The following is a 15,505-nucleotide window of genomic DNA, read 5'->3' as shown; positions in this document are numbered from 1 at the left end:
TGAATGAAGTGGAGAAACAACATGAGCAAACAGCCAATCGGCGTTGTAGGTCTGGCCGTGATGGGTAGCAATCTGGCGCTCAACATCGAAAGCCGCGGCCACGCGGTCTCGGTGTTCAATCGCAGCCGCGCCCGAACCGACGAGCTGATCGCCGAGTATCCGGATCGCAAGCTCGTGCCGGCGTACACGCTCGAAGAGTTCGTGGATTCGCTGGAAAAGCCGCGCCGCATTCTGATGATGGTGAAGGCCGGCGCGCCCACCGACGACACCATCGCCGCGCTCAAGCCGCTGCTGGAGAAGGGCGACATCCTGATCGACGGCGGCAATACGCACTTCACCGACACTATCCGCCGCAACCAGGAACTCGCGAAGTCGGGCCTGCACTTCATCGGCACGGGCGTGTCGGGCGGCGAGGAAGGCGCGCTCAAGGGTCCGTCGATCATGCCGGGCGGCCAGCGCGATGCTTACGATCTGGTTGCACCGATCCTCACTGAAATCGCCGCGAAGGCGCCGACGGACGGCGAGCCGTGCGTGGCCTACATGGGCCCGGACGGCGCGGGCCATTTCGTGAAGATGGTGCACAACGGCATCGAGTACGGCGACATGCAGCTGATCGCCGAAAGCTACGCGGTGCTCAAGCAGGTGCTCGGACTCTCGAACGAAGAACTGGGCAAGGTCTACACCGAATGGAATGAAGGCGAGCTCGACAGCTATCTGATCGAGATCACCTCGAAGATCTTCGGCAAGAAGGACGAGGAAACCGGCAAGGATCTCGTCGACGTGATTCTCGACCGCGCCGCACAAAAGGGCACCGGCAAGTGGACGAGCCAAAATGCGCTGGATATCGGCGCGCCGCTGCCGCTCATCACCGAAGCCGTGTTCGCGCGCGTGCTCTCGTCGCTCAAGACGCAGCGCGTGGCCGCGAGCAAGGTGCTTTCGGGCCCGGACGCGAAGCCGTTCTCGGGCGAGCGCAAGGCGTTCATCGAGTCGGTGCGCCGCGCGCTGTATTTCTCGAAGGTGATTTCGTACGCGCAAGGCTTCTCGCAACTGCGCATGGCTTCCGACGAGTACAAGTGGGACCTGCAATACGGCACGATCGCCAAGATCTTCCGCGCGGGCTGCATCATCCGCGCGCGCTTCCTGCAGAAGATCACGGACGCCTACGCGAAGGACCCGCAGCTCGACAACCTACTGCTCGATCCCTATTTCCGCGACATCGCGGCCAACTATCAGTCGGCGCTGCGCGACGTGGTGATCCAGGCGGTAAGCGCGGGCGTGCCGGTGCCGGCGTTCTCGTCGGCCATTGCGTACTTCGACGGCTACCGCTCGGAGCGCGTGCCCGCCAACCTCGTGCAGGCACAGCGCGACTTCTTCGGCGCACACACGTTCGAGCGCATCGACAAGCCGGGCAGCTTCCACGCGGACTGGTCGTAAGGTCGCAAGACAGAAGGCCGCATTGTCGTTGCGGTCTTTGTTGGAATCGTAAGGTGAGTCCGCAGGGCTCACCTTTTTTTATTACCGAAATCGCAATGGTGTTTTGACGAATTAGGGTTTTCCCTAGCGTGATCGGACGCCTACACTGTAATCAATCGCTGACGAACACGGTGTTCCTGAAGCGGAAATAAAACAGATGGAGGTCCGATCATGAACAAGCTTATCCCCGCAGTCGTCGTTGCCGCCGCGCTTGCCATGCCGGCAATCTCGTTCGCCCAATCGAGCGAACAAGGCCTGACTCGCGCCCAGGTGCGTGCGGAACTGGTTCAACTCGAGCACGCTGGCTACAACCCGTCGGCTGACCATGTGAACTACCCGGAAAACCTGCAGGCCGCGCAAGCGCGCGTGACCCAGGAAAAGCTCGCCGCCGGCGACACCAGCGGCTACGGCGCTCCGGCGGTCGGCACGTCGCAGTCGGGTGCCGCGGTGCAACCGGCGCAAGTCGCCCCGAACCAGCGCATTTACTTCGGCCACTAAGCCCTGACCGAACGGAACCGCTTCAGGCGGTTCCGGCAAGCTACCCCCTGTAGTGAGTTGTCGCTGTACGCAGTCAGTTGTTGCAGCAGAAGTAAGCAGTGAGTGCACTAGAAGTTGCAGTTGCAAGACGCAGTGAGTGGTTGCAGTAGAAGGTGCAGTTCGCAGTGTGCAGTTGCAGTACGCAGTACGCAGTAGGTGAGTTGTTGCAGTCAGGAAGTACGCAGAGAGCAGAAGGTAGTTGAAGTTGGCTGGCGCAGTGAGAGGTGCAGCCGTGCAGTAGCAGAACGCAGTAGGCAGTACGTTGTTGCAACAGGCAGTCCAGCACGGGCCGGTTCTCCACCGGCCCGTACTTTTTTGTGGCGCGCTTTGTCCATATCTAAGGACGCCATACCGAACATTGACGGGTCCGAACGTCACTCCTATGATCGGGCGGCAGTTTCCCTGAAGTTGCCCCGCTACAGGAGACGCCCCGCCATGACCCGCTCCCCCCGCAAGCCCTTGCGCAGTCAGGCCTGGTTCGGCAAAGCCGACAAGGACGGCTTCATCCACCGCTCGTGGATGAAGAACCAGGGCATCCCACACGACGCGTTCGACGGCCGCCCCGTCATCGGCATTTGCAATACGTGGTCGGAACTCACGCCGTGCAACGCGCATTTTCGCGAACTCGCGGAGTACGTGAAAAAAGGCGTGTACGAAGCCGGCGGTCTGCCACTCGAGTTTCCCGTGATGTCGCTCGGCGAATCGAACTTGCGGCCCACCGCGATGCTGTTTCGCAACCTCGCCTCCATGGACGTCGAGGAGTCGATTCGCGGGAATCCGATCGACGGCACGATTTTGCTCGTCGGCTGCGACAAGACCACGCCGGCCTTGCTGATGGGCGCAGCGTCGTGCAACTTGCCCGCGCTCGCCGTCTCCGGCGGCCCAATGCTCAACGGGCGTTTCCGGGGCCATGAGATCGGCTCGGGCACGGGGGTGTGGCAAATGTCGGAGGAAGTGCGCGCGGGGACAATGTCGCAGGCCGAATTCGTCGAGGCGGAGTCGTGCATGAACCGCTCGCGCGGCCACTGCATGACCATGGGCACGGCGTCCACGATGGCCTCGATGGTCGAATCGCTGGGCATGGGGCTGCCGCACAATGCGGCCATTCCCGCTGTCGATGCGCGCCGCCAGGTGCTCGCGCAACTCGCCGGGCGGCGCATCGTCGAGATGGTGCGCGAGGACCTCACGATGTCGAAGATCCTCACCCGCGCGGCGTTCGAAAACGCGATCCGCACCAACGCGGCCATCGGCGGCTCGACCAACGCCGTCGTGCATCTGATCGCGCTCGCGCGGCGCATTGGCGTGCCGCTTTCGCTCGATGACTGGGAACTCGGCTCTGATGTTCCGTGCCTCGTGAATCTGCAGCCTTCCGGCCATCATCTGATGGAGGACTTTTATTACGCGGGCGGTCTGCCCGCGGTGCTGCGGCAACTGGGCGAGCAAGGGCTGCTGCATCGGGACGCGTTGACGGTCAACGGTAAAACCCTCTGGGAAAACGTGGCCGACGCGCCGAACTACAACCCCGAAGTCATCACCTCGTTTGTGCAGCCGTTCAAGCCCAAAGCCGGCATCGCCGTGCTCAAGGGCAACCTCGCGCCCGACGGCGCCGTCATCAAGCCTTCGGCCGCCACGCCGGCGCTGTTGCGGCATCGCGGCCGCGCGGTGGTGTTCGAGAACGTCGAGGAACTGCACGCGAAGGTCGACGACGCATCGCTCGATATCGACGAGCACTGCGTCATGGTCCTCAAAGGCGCCGGACCCAAGGGCTATCCGGGCTTCGCCGAGGTCGGCAACATGCCGCTGCCGAAGAAGGTGCTGCAAAAGGGCATTACCGACATGGTGCGCATTTCGGACGGCCGCATGAGCGGCACGGCGTATGGTGCGGTCGTGCTGCACGTGTCGCCCGAAGCGGCTGCGGGCGGCCCGCTCGCGCTCGTGCGCACGGGCGACATGATCGAGCTGGACGTCGCGGCGCGGCGCCTGCATCTGGAAGTCTCCGACGCAGAACTCGCGCGCCGCAAGACCGAGTGGACGGCGCCCGAGCTGCCCGAGCGCGGCTATTACCGGCTTTACGTCGAGCACGTGCTGCAGGCCGACAAGGGCGCGGATCTGGACTTTCTGGTCGGCGCGAGCGGCGCGGCCGTGCCGCGCGACTCCCACTGATCGCGCAGGAGCACACGATGAGCGCGCCAGCCAAATCCGCCGGTGCGATCGCCGGCATCTACCCGATCCTCTATGCGTACTTCGATCGCGATAACCGCCTCGACCGCGCCGCCATGCGACGCCAGGTCGAAGCGGCCGTGCGCGGCGGCGCGCCGGGCATTGCGGTGCTCGGGCTCGCGACCGAGGTCAACAAGCTTTCGCGCGCCGAACGCGAGCAGGTGATCGGCTGGGCGCAGGAGGACAGCGGCGGCGCGCTGCCGCTCGCCGTCACGGTGAGCGGTCCCACGGTTCAGGCGCAGCGCGAATTCGCGCAACACGCGATCGAACGCGGCGCGGCATGGCTGATCCTCCAGCCTCCCGTGCGCGCTCAAGGCGAGCCTGCGCATTCCGAATCGTTCTATTTCGACTTCTTCGCTGACGTGATGGCAGGGCTCGACGTGACGGTCGGCATACAGAACGCGCCAGGGTATCTGGGCGTCGGGCTCTCGCCGGGCAGTTTGCGCGCGCTTGCTGCGCAATGCCCGAACTTCCGCGTGCTCAAGGGCGAAGGCCCGGCGGTGACGATCGCCGAAACGATCGCGCAGATCGGCGACCTGATGCCCGTGCTCAACGGCCGCGGCGGCCTGGAATTGCTCGACAACCTGCGCGCCGGCTGTGCGGGGATGATCGTCGCACCGGACTGCTTCGACTGGCAGCAGCAGGTCTACGCCGCGTATTGCGCAGGCGATCTCGAGCGCGCACAAGCCCTGTACCAGCAGGTGCTGCCCGCCATCGTCTTCGTCATGCAGTCGCTCGATACGCTGATTTGCTACGGCAAGCGCATTGCGGCGTGGCGCATGGGCATCGACGTCGACTATGAGCGCGACGTGAAGCTGGCGCCGAGTAGTTTCGGCCTCGAAGCCGCCCGGCGATTCGCGCGGCAGCTCGGCCCGCTCGCGTGATCAGCGCGCATGCAGATGGGGCACGCCCTCGCTCGTCGCGACCTTGAGCTGATGCAGCGCCCGGTGTGCCTTGTTCAACTGGGCCTGCGCGGCAATGCGCTGCGCCTCCAGCTGAGCGACGTCCTTCCGTATCTGGTGCTGGCGGCCCGTCACCGTCTGCTCTTGTTCCGCATGGCGCTGCAGATCCACGCGCAGGCGTTCGGCCTGGGCTTCCGACTCCTCGATCTGCCGTGTGAGCTCCGCATTTTGCGCGATGAGTTGCACGCGGCGCGTTTCGCCGTCGGCGAGGCGCGTGGCTTGCTCCTGCATCAGGTGAAATGCCGAGCCGGCCGCGTCGAGGTCGTTGGCTTTCAGCGCGCGCCACAGTACGCTTTCTTGATGGAGCGCGACGAAGTAGCCGAGCGTGGGCGGATGGAAGAAGAGGCTGACCGTATAGGCGAAGCAGCGATAGACGCGGAAGGTCAGGAGCTCGTCGGCAGCGTGGAGCGCTTCGAATGCGGCGCCGTCGGCGATCTGCACGGGGCGGCCATTGAGGTGCGCGGGCATGACCGGCACCGGATGGAGTGTGGACACTGGCCGAGGCCCGCCGGCGCCTTCGGGCTGCACGGCTGCGCCTGCGGAAGGCTCCGCGCGAGACTCGACCTCGACGGGAGCCTCGGGCGGCGTAACGATGGGTTCGGGCGCGGATTGCGAGACGCGGCTCGCGGCTTCGCTTGCGACGGCGCGCTGCGTGGCGGCATCATGGGCGACGGCCAGGATTCGTGATGGCGCGCCAGAGAGCGCGGTGTTACGGCGGTTCAGAATGGATTTCACGGCGGTTCCCCCAGTTTGGCGCGCCAAAAACAAGGCGCTCCGCGCGCGGCAGCGTGGCACACAGGCGCCGGCGCGCAGGCAAATGGGGCGGGCGATGCGGGTAGGGCGCCGTCCGCTCCGGGTTCGCGTACTAGTGAAGCAGGCGAGGCCGGCGTGCGATGTCGTCGAAGAGCGCACGGCCGGGCTCGAGCGCGAAAAGCCAGGTTTCGTCATAGCCGCTCAGCGTATCGAGCGCGTCGCGCAAGCGCTCGATGACTACGGCGGGAATTTCCACGGACGCCTCGGTCGCGCCGGAAAGCCGTGCGATGCTGGCGTGCTGGACCAGTTCGTCGGCGGCTTCGGCCACGTCGGCCGCAAAGACGAGATGGTTGTTCAACAATTCGACGAGGCCCGGCGACGACGTGACATCTTCGACGTTGAGCTGCAGCGAAAGAAAGGTGGCTTTGTTCATTCTCGGATCCCTCAGGGCCATGGGACTGCAGCGAGAGGCCTTTCATCTGATTATCGGGTGACGCGTGAACCAGTATAGGCGTAGACCCGCGCAAACGCAGGCCGGGCGAGCATGCCGGCGAAAAAAGGCGGCTGGAGCATGAACGATATAATGGGGGACGTTCGCCATTTCCGGCTTATTCCGTCTTCATTCGCGCGGAAGGTGGCGCGCAAGCGAACGCCTGCGGCCCGCCGCGCACTCCACATGCGTATTTTTGCGTCATACGCGAGGACCAAGCGAGGAACAGCAAGATGAATCGACAACGGCGAAACCCGGGCGCGTATGCGGCGCTGGCCGCCCTCACGCTCGTCTGCAGCGCCTGTAGCAGTACCTTCGCGCCATGGGAATCCCAAAGCGCCCCCCCAATGTCCACGAGCGGCGTGCCCGCGGGCTACTACCGCGTCAATCCGGGCGACACGCTCTCGCGCGTCGCCGGGGCCTTCGGCCAGCGTCCCCAGGACATCGCGAGCTGGAACCAGCTGCCTTCCGCCAACGCCCAGATCCTGCCAGGCCAGGTGCTGCGCGTCGCGCCCCCGCCCAACTACGCAACGGCTGCGCCGCAGGCGCAGATGCCTGGCGGCGCACCGGCCGCCGCTGGCGTAGCCATGCCCGCACCCGTTGCGCCGGGCATCGCGCTCGCGTGGCCTGCGCGCGGGCCGATCCTGCAGCGCTTCGTGCCGGGCAAGTCCACTGGCATCGTGATCGGCGGCTCGCCCGGCGAGGAGGTCAAGGCCGCCGCCGCCGGCCGCGTGGTCTACGCCGGCACGGGTATCGAGGCCTACGGGCCGCTCGTGATCATCAAGCACAACGACCAGGTCGTGACGGCCTATGGCCGCAACGGCAAGCTGCTCGTGAAGGAAGACGACGCCGTTTCGCAAGGCCAGCCGATCGCGGAAATGGGCACCGGCGGCGTTCAGTTCGAAGTCCGTAGCGACGGCAAGCCCGTCGATCCGCTGCCGCTGCTCGCGCACTAGCCACGGCGAAAGCGCGCTCCGTGCCCGGCCCGGCATTGCGCTGGGCCGCCGTTTGAAAATACACTCGATGGTTCCACGCCGCACGGGCGCGCGCCCGACCAGGCGCGCGCCCGTGCGTCCCGCGCGTGCTTCAACCACGAGGATTTCATCGCAATGATCGACCTGCGCAGCGACACCGTCACCCGTCCGAGCGAAGCCATGCTCGCCGCCATGACCCGCGCCGAAACCGGCGACGACGTATGGGGCGACGACCCGACTGTGCTGCGCCTGCAGGCGCGCGTGGCGCAAGAGGCGGGCAAGGAGGCGGGACTCTTCTTCCCGAGCGGCACGCAGAGCAACCTCGCCGCGCTGATGGCGCATTGCGCGCGCGGCGACGAGTACATCGTCGGCCAGGCGGCCCACACCTATAAGTACGAAGGCGGTGGCGCGGCCGTGCTGGGCAGCATCCAGCCGCAGCCGCTCGACAACGCCGAAGACGGCTCGATCCCGCTCGAGCGCATCGCTGCAGCGATCAAGCCGTTCGACGACCATTTCGCGCGCACGCGTCTGCTCGCGCTCGAAAACACCATCGGCGGCAAGGTCCTGCCGGCGGATTACGTCGCGAAGGCCACACGGCTTGCGCATGAGCGCGGCCTCGCCACGCACCTCGACGGTGCGCGCGTGTACAACGCGACGGTCGCCTCGGGTCAGCCGCTCGAGGCACTCACGGCGGGCTTCGACTCGGTGTCGATCTGTTTTTCGAAGGGGTTGGGCACGCCGGTGGGATCGGTGCTGGTCGGCAGCCGCGCGCTCATCGACGCTGCGCATCGCTGGCGCAAGGTGCTGGGCGGCGGCATGCGCCAGTCGGGCGTGCTCGCGGCCGCGTGCCTTTACGCGCTCGATCACAACGTCGCGCGTCTCGCCGACGACCATGCGAACGCCGCGCGTCTTGCCGCCGGTCTCGCGCAGATCGATCAGGTGAAGGTGATGTCGCAGGCGACGAACATGGTGTTCGTGCAGTTCCCGCAGGAGCACTGCGCGCCGCTGGAGGCATATCTCAAGGAGCGCGGCATCCTCACGCAGATGCTGTACGCGTCGCGCTTCGTCACGCACCTCGACGTGACGGCCGCCGATATCGACACGTTCGTGGCGGCGGTGAAGGGCTACTTCGCGCGATAAGCCGGTAGACGGGCTGGCGAAGGCGCGCTTTTCCCGCGTGCCTTTGCGTCAGACTTCAGCCGTCCGCACGGACCGCATCAATCGCATCACCCGCGCTGCACCGCCCGATGCGACGGCGCGAAAAGCCGCAGCCCGCTCGCAATGGCCGCCGCGCCCGCAAAGGCGCAGCCAAGGCTTAAGGCGAGCGTCGGGCCGTGCCGGCCCACGATCTGGAAGCACAGCGCCACCAACGCAGCGCCCGTAGTCTGCCCGAGCAGACGCGAGACCGCGACGGTGCCGCTCGCGCCACCGCTGCGCTCGGGCGGCGCGCTCGCCATGATCGCCCGCAGGTTCGGCGACTGGAAAAAGCCGAAGCCCGCGCCGCAGATCGCCATCCGCACGACAATGTCAGTCACCGTGGGGTGCGCGGGCAGCAGCGCCAGCGACGCCATGCCGGCCGAGAGAATGGCGAGCCCGATCGCACCGAGCAGGCCCGGCGGATAGCGGTCGGAGAGGCGCCCCGCAATGGGCGCGGCGGCGGCCACAACCACGGGCCAGGGCGTCATCAGGAAGCCGGTCTCCACCTGGCTGCGCATCAGCACGGTTTCGAAATAGAACGGCAGGGAGACGAACGCGAGGCCCTGCGCCGCGAATGAGCAGATCGCGGTGACCGACGAAAGCGCAAAAACCGGCCGGCGGAACAGATCCACGGGCAGCATGGGCGCGGGATGGCCGGCTTCGCGCCGGATCAGCAGCGCGCCGAACACCAGCGCCACGACGGCCGCAATGCCCACTTCGATGCCGGGCGCGCGCTGCGCGGCCTCGCCGAGCGCGAAGATCAGCGCCGCGAACGTAATCACATTGAGCACAGCCGCGACGGGATCGAAGGCGTGCTTGCCGCGCGCCGTCTGCGGCAGCGCGGGCAGCGCGAACACGAGCGCGAGCACGCCGAGCGGCACGTTGATCGCGAAGAGCCACGGCCAGGTGCCCGCGGAGAGGATCAGCGAGGCCATGGTCGGACCCACGGCGAACGAAACGCCCACGATCAGCGCGTTCATGCCGAGCCCGCGCCCGAGCCGGTGCGGCGGGTAGAGAAAGCGGATCAGTGCCGTGTTCACGCTCATGATGGCGCTCGCGCCGAGCCCCTGCAGTACGCGCGCCCCGGCGAGCGCGGTCAGCGTGGGTGCGAGCGCGCAGGCGAGCGAAGCGACCGTGAAGATCGCGAGGCCGCTGATATAGATACGCCGGTGGCCGATGATGTCGCCGAGCGCGGCGAGCGGCAGCAGCGTGGCGACCATCGCGAGCTGGTATGCGTTGATGATCCACACCGAGGCGGCGGGGGCCGCGTGCAGGTCGGTGGCGATGGATGGCAGCGCGGTGTTGGCGATGGCGGTGTCGAGCGTGGCGAGCGCAACGGCGAGCATCACCGCGCCCATGGCGCGGCGGTTCTTCGCGGACATGGGCGCGTCGGGGGGCTCGATATCGCTGGTGTTGCGGGTTTCGCGCGCCGCGGAAAAGGTTTCGGACAAGACAGTCTCGGGCGGATGGACGATGAAGGCTGCGGCGCGGGCCGCGCGGACGAATTTTGCGATTGTTACAGAGCCCGCCCGGTTCTGCAGGGGAAGCCTCAGGGCGTGGGGTGACTGTAAGGCCTTGGGTAGCACTCGATCGTTCATCACGGCTCAGCAATCGCAACTAACCGCCAAGCCCGTCACGCGCAGACGTGACGCCGCGCTGCGCGCGCGCAACCCACCGCATGGCAAGGGATCGAGGCGGACGGCGGGTTCCGCGTGGCCGGCGGCCGTGCTCCGTGCCCGGCTGGCGCGCCGCCGCACGCCATTTGAAAATGCACTACTCTGCAAATTGATCTGCGCTCGCTGGCGAGCGGTGCCGGCCTTTTGCGCCGCGGCGCCGACGCGTCATTGTCCCGTTCCGTCACGTGCGGCGCAGGCCCAGAACAACCGCGCGCCCTGCACCTTTTATGGGCGCGCCGCCATTTCCGGCGCATTGCATGGGACCGCACCAGGCGCTCGTTGCCAGGTGCGGTCGACAGGAGTCAGTAGATGACAGCCATCGGTCTCGAGTTCGATCAGTTGCAAAGCAGCGTCGAAGCGCTGCGTCGTTCCCTCTCCAATCGCCTGATGTACGGTGTCGGCAAGGACGCCGTGACAGCCCGTCCGCAGGACTGGCTGCATGCTGCGGCGCTCGCCGTGCGCGACCGGCTCGTCGAGCGCTGGATGATCACCACGCGCCGCCAGTACGACCAGGACGTCAAACGCGTCTATTACCTGTCGATGGAATTTCTCATCGGCCGCACATTCTCGAACGCGCTGATCGCGCTCGGCATCCACGACCAGATGAAAGAGGCGCTGGCGAGCGTGGGCGTCGACATGGACACGGTGCTCGACTACGAGCCCGACGCGGCGCTCGGCAACGGCGGTCTCGGCCGGCTCGCGGCGTGCTTTCTCGATTCGATGGCGACGCTCGGCATTCCGGGTTTCGGCTATGGCATTCGCTATGACTACGGCATGTTTCGCCAGCAGGTCGTGAACGGCGAACAGGTCGAAGCGCCCGACTACTGGCTGCGCTATGGCAATCCGTGGGAGTTTCCGCGGCCCGAGGTCCAGTATCCCGTTCGCTTCGGCGGGCGCACCATGCAGCGCAACGGCCATGTGGAATGGGTCGACACGCAGCACGTGAACGCCATGGCCTACGACACGGTCATTCCCGGCTACGCCACTAGCGCGACCAACACGCTGCGGCTGTGGTCCGCGCGCGCGGACGAAGAACTCGATCTCTCGGCGTTCAACCAGGGCGACTATCAGCGCGCGGTGGAAGCGCGCAACATCTCCGAGAACGTCTCGCGGCTGCTCTATCCCGACGACTCGACGATGGCCGGGCGCGAACTGCGTCTGCGCCAGGAGTACTTCTTCGTCTCCGCGACGATGCAGGACCTGATTCGCCGCTACCTGCGCACGCACAGCACGTTCGGGCGCTTCTCCGAAAAGGTCGCGGTGCACCTGAACGACACGCACCCGGTGCTGGCCATTCCCGAGCTGATCCGTCTGCTCGTGGACGTGCATCATCTGCCGTGGGACGAGGCGATGGGCCACGTGCGCCGTGTGTTCTCGTACACCAACCACACGCTGATGCCCGAAGCGCTGGAAACCTGGGACGTCGAACTATTGGCGCGCCTCTTGCCGCGCCACCTCGAAATCATCTTCGACATCAACGCCGCGTTCCTGCGCGAAGCGAGCGACCGCGGCGCGCACGACCTCGACCTGATCCGCCGCATCTCGCTCGTGGACGAATACGGTCAGCGCCGCGTGCGTATGGCCTATCTCGCGATCGTGGCGAGCCACAAGGTGAACGGTGTCTCGAAGTTGCACTCGCAACTGATGACGCGCGATATCTTCGCCGACTTTGCTCGTCTCTTTCCCGACCGCTTCACGAACGTGACCAACGGCATCACGCCGCGCCGCTGGCTCGCGCAGGCGAGCGCGCCGCTCGCGCGCCTCGTGGACGAAGCGATCGGGCCGCGCTGGCGCAGCGATCTCTTCGAGCTGGGCGCGCTGCGCAAACTGCGCGGCGACGCGTCGTTCGAAGCCGCCTTCCGTGCGGCCAAGCGCAGCAACAAGGTGCGCCTCGCACATCGCGCCCTGCAGCGCACGGGCATCGTCTTCAATCCCGACGCGCTGTTCGACATGCAGGTCAAGCGCATTCACGAGTACAAGCGCCAGTTGCTCAACGTGCTGCACGTGATCACGCGCTACAACCGCATTCTCGAAGCGCCGGAGCGTGACTGGGTGCCACGCGTCGTGCTGTTCGCGGGCAAGGCCGCGTCGGCGTACCGCATGGCGAAGATGATCATCCACCTCATCAACGACGTGGCCACGAAGATCAACAACGATCCCGTAGTGGGCGATCGGCTCAAGGTGGTGTTCGTGCCGAATTACGGCGTGAGCGTGGCCGAGGCGCTGATTCCCGCAGCGGACCTGTCCGAGCAGATCTCGACCGCGGGCACCGAAGCGTCGGGCACCGGCAACATGAAGCTCGCGCTGAACGGCGCGCTCACCATGGGCACGCTCGACGGCGCGAACATCGAGATCGGCGAGGCCGTGGGGCAGGACAACATTTTCATCTTCGGCCACACGTCCGACCAGGTCGATCAGCTGCGTTGCGCGGGCTACCGGCCGCGCCAGGTCTACGAGGAAAACGCCGAGCTGCGCCGCGCGCTCGACCAGATCCGTATGGGCTTCTTTTCACCGCACGATTCGGCACGCTACACGGACATCTTCCACACGCTCGTGGACTGGGGCGACCACTACCTCGTGCTGGCCGACTACTCGGCCTTCATCGAGGCCCAGGACGCCGCCGACCAGCGTTTCATGGACGTCCCCGCGTGGACCGCGAGCGCGATCGAAAACGTGGCGGGGATGGGGAAATTCTCGTCGGACCGTGCGATCGCGGAATACGCCCGAGATATCTGGCACGTGAAGTCGATCGAGATGGAGTGAGGGGCGAGCGCCCGCGGTGCTTCCGGCAGTACTTCCGTTAGTACTTCCTGCGGTATCAGGGCGCTGAGGGCCGCGTCGTGCCGCCTTCGGCCTGCGCCGCTTGCGCGGCCTTGGCGATGCGCACCGCTTCCTGCACACGTTCGAGGAATGCCGGGTCGAGGCTCGTGACCGCCTCGCGCGATTCTCCGCCCGTCACGACATAGAGCCGGTGCACGGCTTCCTGCCAGAGCCACGCGAGCCAGCCCACCACGATCACCATCACGCCGCACGCGAGACCGGACGCCGAGCCGAGCACACCACCCACGACAGCGCCGGCGGCGCCGACCAGGCTGATCGCGATCGGCACCACGCGGCTGCGCCGCCCGATGACGATGCGCACGTCCTCGATGTTGCGCATGGGGAAGACCTGGCCGGCTGCGGAAAGCGCGTTGCGCGTCACCGAGACGGCGGCTTCGTTGAAAGGGAGTTCCATCGGTTCGATCGCTGCGAGGTGAGAGAGCGCAGCGTACCAGAAGCGGGGCCAGGGCGGGGTCGCGGCGGACATAACGTCGCAGGCCGCACGCATGGCGGGGTGGGCCGTCTGCCGGAGCCGCTATACTTGCGCGCTTTTAATGCCCCCGTCGGCACCAGGGATTCTCCATGAGCGCACTGCCACGCTGTCCGAAATGCAATTCCGAGTTCACCTACGAAGACGGTGACGTCTACATCTGCCCGGAGTGTGCACATGAATGGTCGGCGCTAGCCACCGCGCCGGCTGAAACAGCGGGCAAGGTGTATCGCGATTCGGCCGGCAATGTCCTCCAGGACGGGGATACCGTCACGGTCATCAAGGACCTGAAACTCAAGGGTTCGGGTGGCGTGATCAAGATGGGCACCAAAGTAAAGAATATCCGGCTGGTGGACAGCGACCACGATATCGATTGCAAGATCGACGGCTTCGGCGCCATGAGCCTCAAATCGGAATTCGTCAGGAAGGCGTGACGAAGGGCGTCGTTCATCGACTGCGATGAACCAAAAAAAGCGGGGCATCCAAAGGGATGCCCCGTCCGGTAAGGCGCGGCGTGCAGCGCGAGCTGCGGCGCGCCGAGCAGAGCCGGCGCTATGAGTCGCCGGCCGCCGCTGTTGCGCGAGTGACGCTGCTTAGAACTTGTGGCGGATACCGACGCGAACCGCGACTTGATCCTGCGAACCCGTGCCCGAAGGCTGGTAGATGCTCGAGCTCGAGTCGCCGATCTGCGCCTGAACCTTCTGGCCGTTCGCGAGCGTGCCCGATGCGTCCTGGTACGACACGAGGCCGTAGACGTCGGTGCGCTTGCTGAGCGCGTAGTCGAGCGATGCGTTGACCTGGTTCCAGTGAGCCGTCTGGCTGCCCGAGGTGCGCGAGTACGTGTAGCCAAGGCCAGCCGCGAGAGCCGGCGTGAAGGCGTACTTGCCGCCTGCTTCGTACGCGTTGTAGAGCGTCGAGGAACCGGCGATCGGCGAAAGCAGCGTGTTGGTCCACAGGGCCCACAGCGTTGCCGGGCCGACGATGTAGCGGCCACCGACACCGAACGAGCGCGTGTCGCGCAGCGTGCCCTGTGCAACGTTGGCGATCGTGGTCGTCGTCGACGGCGTGGTCTGGCCCGGGTACGTCTGGTTGAAGTAGGCAGCGCCGATGCTGAACGGGCCGTAGCCGTAGTTCGCGCCGAAGCTGTACGCGCGCGACGAGCCGGCGATCGGGCTGGCCGCCGGACCCGTTGCCGGTGCGCCGGCGAACGAGGTCGAGTTCGAGAAGCCGTACAACGCGCCGAACGTGAAGCCCGAGAAGTTCACGCTCTGGAACTTGACCGCGTTGTTGATGCGGCTCGACGTCAGCTGGTCGATGTCGTTGAAGTGGTACGCCCAGTTACCCGAAACCGTGTTGCCACCGGTCGAGTACTGCGCGCCGAGAATGTCCGTGTTGAGCGAGTATTGACGGCCGAACGTCAGCGAACCGATGTTCGACTGCGTCAGACCGACGAAAGCTTGACGGCCGAACATCGCGCTGCCCTGGCCTGCCGTGCCGTTACCGCTGTTGAAGCCGTTTTCGAGCACGAAGATCGCCTTCAGGCCGCCGCCCAGGTCTTCCGTGCCGCGCAGGCCCCAACGGCTGCCCTGCGCCACGCCGTCACCGTACGAGAACTGGTGCGAGCTGCCGTTCGTCGCGTTCTTCACGTTGCTGATGTAATTCACACCCGCGTCGATCACGCCGTACAGCGTTACGCTGCTTTGTGCGTGGGCGACGCCTGCGATCGAGGCCAGAATAGCGGTGGTCAGAATTTTCTTATTCAACTGTTTCTCCGGGTAAAGGACGAGATGACTACTCCGGCCTCTTATGGGCCGGTCAATGCGACGGGCTGCAATTTAAGGGTCGATAACGAAAGGAATGTGACAGTAAGACTTTGTAGGCAAAATGTCGCCATTCTGTTGTGTGGAAGCGAC

General features: G+C 65.7%; 13 protein-coding genes. 8 read left to right on the top strand and 5 right to left on the bottom strand.

All coding sequences use genetic code 11. The annotated features are described in order from the left end of the window. Positions 1-21: 21 nt before the first annotated feature. From gndA to ACOJB8_RS00950, 4 genes are all read left to right on the top strand, one after another. Positions 22-1,434 (top strand): NADP-dependent phosphogluconate dehydrogenase, encoded by a 1,413-nt coding sequence (gene gndA / locus ACOJB8_RS00965; protein WP_368605441.1) that lies wholly within the window; start codon positions 22-24, stop codon positions 1,432-1,434. 210 nt (positions 1,435-1,644) lie between these two features. Next, the gene (locus ACOJB8_RS00960; RefSeq protein WP_069261645.1) at positions 1,645-1,971 is read left to right on the top strand and encodes a DUF4148 domain-containing protein; all 327 of its coding nucleotides are present in this window, start codon (positions 1,645-1,647) and stop codon (positions 1,969-1,971) included. Positions 1,972-2,445: 474 nt separating this feature from the next. Next, positions 2,446-4,173 (top strand): IlvD/Edd family dehydratase, encoded by a 1,728-nt coding sequence (locus ACOJB8_RS00955; protein WP_475010589.1) that lies wholly within the window; start codon positions 2,446-2,448, stop codon positions 4,171-4,173. 17 nt (positions 4,174-4,190) lie between these two features. Next, a complete protein-coding gene (locus ACOJB8_RS00950; protein WP_368605443.1) occupies positions 4,191-5,114 on the top strand; it encodes a dihydrodipicolinate synthase family protein in 924 nt (307 codons plus the stop codon). On the opposite strand, the gene ACOJB8_RS00945 is transcribed toward ACOJB8_RS00950, so the two are convergent. Together ACOJB8_RS00945 and ACOJB8_RS00940 are read right to left on the bottom strand one after the other, a co-directional pair. After that, on the bottom strand, positions 5,115-5,927 hold the full coding sequence (locus ACOJB8_RS00945; RefSeq protein WP_475010585.1) for a DUF2968 domain-containing protein: 813 nt from the start codon (positions 5,925-5,927) through the stop codon (positions 5,115-5,117). Positions 5,928-6,057: 130 nt separating this feature from the next. Next, the gene (locus tag ACOJB8_RS00940; protein WP_069261648.1) at positions 6,058-6,378 is read right to left on the bottom strand and encodes a hypothetical protein; all 321 of its coding nucleotides are present in this window, start codon (positions 6,376-6,378) and stop codon (positions 6,058-6,060) included. Positions 6,379-6,668: 290 nt separating this feature from the next. On the opposite strand from ACOJB8_RS00940, the gene ACOJB8_RS00935 reads away from it, so the two are divergent. Together ACOJB8_RS00935 and ltaE are read left to right on the top strand one after the other, a co-directional pair. Beyond that, the gene (locus ACOJB8_RS00935) at positions 6,669-7,391 is read left to right on the top strand and encodes a peptidoglycan DD-metalloendopeptidase family protein (RefSeq protein ID WP_342946779.1); all 723 of its coding nucleotides are present in this window, start codon (positions 6,669-6,671) and stop codon (positions 7,389-7,391) included. Between the two features lie 153 nt (positions 7,392-7,544). Beyond that, positions 7,545-8,549, top strand: coding sequence for a low-specificity L-threonine aldolase (gene ltaE, locus ACOJB8_RS00930; protein WP_368728021.1), 1,005 nt, complete (start codon positions 7,545-7,547; stop codon positions 8,547-8,549). A gap of 86 nt (positions 8,550-8,635) precedes the next feature. On the opposite strand, the gene ACOJB8_RS00925 is transcribed toward ltaE, so the two are convergent. Beyond that, positions 8,636-9,988 carry an MFS transporter gene (locus ACOJB8_RS00925; protein WP_406951757.1) on the bottom strand — a complete coding sequence of 451 codons (1,353 nt, stop codon included), beginning with the start codon at positions 9,986-9,988 and terminating at the stop codon, positions 8,636-8,638. A 603-nt stretch (positions 9,989-10,591) separates the two neighbouring features. Here ACOJB8_RS00925 and ACOJB8_RS00920 point away from each other — a divergent pair. Continuing rightward, entirely contained in the window at positions 10,592-13,045 is a 2,454-nt protein-coding gene (locus tag ACOJB8_RS00920) for a glycogen/starch/alpha-glucan phosphorylase (RefSeq protein WP_368616620.1), read from the top strand. Positions 13,046-13,100: 55 nt separating this feature from the next. Here the strand turns inward: ACOJB8_RS00920 and ACOJB8_RS00915 are convergent, their stop codons facing one another. Continuing rightward, the gene (locus tag ACOJB8_RS00915; protein WP_475010579.1) at positions 13,101-13,517 is read right to left on the bottom strand and encodes a DUF6232 family protein; all 417 of its coding nucleotides are present in this window, start codon (positions 13,515-13,517) and stop codon (positions 13,101-13,103) included. Positions 13,518-13,684: 167 nt separating this feature from the next. Here ACOJB8_RS00915 and ACOJB8_RS00910 point away from each other — a divergent pair, with 167 nt between their 5' ends. Continuing rightward, positions 13,685-14,026: a zinc ribbon domain-containing protein YjdM gene (locus ACOJB8_RS00910; protein WP_069261654.1), complete on the top strand. Its 342-nt coding sequence runs from the start codon at positions 13,685-13,687 to the stop codon at positions 14,024-14,026. Between the two features lie 159 nt (positions 14,027-14,185). Here the strand turns inward: ACOJB8_RS00910 and ACOJB8_RS00905 are convergent, their stop codons facing one another. Continuing rightward, positions 14,186-15,355, bottom strand: a complete 1,170-nt coding sequence (locus ACOJB8_RS00905) for a porin (protein WP_342946777.1) — start codon at positions 15,353-15,355, stop codon at positions 14,186-14,188. Between the last annotated feature and the right edge of the window lie 150 nt (positions 15,356-15,505).

Source organism: Paraburkholderia sp. BR10141, from assembly GCF_056155635.1.
This window is presented reverse-complemented; position numbering and strand designations above follow the sequence as displayed.

Coding starts and splice junctions, on each gene's coding strand:
- ACOJB8_RS00935 (WP_342946779.1), top strand. CDS start 6,669: ATGAATCGACAACGGCGAAACCCGGGCGCGTATGCGGCGCTGGCCGCC.
- ACOJB8_RS00955 (WP_475010589.1), top strand. CDS start 2,446: ATGACCCGCTCCCCCCGCAAGCCCTTGCGCAGTCAGGCCTGGTTCGGC.
- ltaE (WP_368728021.1), top strand. CDS start 7,545: ATGATCGACCTGCGCAGCGACACCGTCACCCGTCCGAGCGAAGCCATG.
- gndA (WP_368605441.1), top strand. CDS start 22: ATGAGCAAACAGCCAATCGGCGTTGTAGGTCTGGCCGTGATGGGTAGC.
- ACOJB8_RS00915 (WP_475010579.1), bottom strand. CDS start 13,517: ATGGAACTCCCTTTCAACGAAGCCGCCGTCTCGGTGACGCGCAACGCG.
- ACOJB8_RS00950 (WP_368605443.1), top strand. CDS start 4,191: ATGAGCGCGCCAGCCAAATCCGCCGGTGCGATCGCCGGCATCTACCCG.
- ACOJB8_RS00925 (WP_406951757.1), bottom strand. CDS start 9,988: ATGTCCGCGAAGAACCGCCGCGCCATGGGCGCGGTGATGCTCGCCGTT.
- ACOJB8_RS00940 (WP_069261648.1), bottom strand. CDS start 6,378: ATGAACAAAGCCACCTTTCTTTCGCTGCAGCTCAACGTCGAAGATGTC.
- ACOJB8_RS00960 (WP_069261645.1), top strand. CDS start 1,645: ATGAACAAGCTTATCCCCGCAGTCGTCGTTGCCGCCGCGCTTGCCATG.
- ACOJB8_RS00910 (WP_069261654.1), top strand. CDS start 13,685: ATGAGCGCACTGCCACGCTGTCCGAAATGCAATTCCGAGTTCACCTAC.
- ACOJB8_RS00920 (WP_368616620.1), top strand. CDS start 10,592: ATGACAGCCATCGGTCTCGAGTTCGATCAGTTGCAAAGCAGCGTCGAA.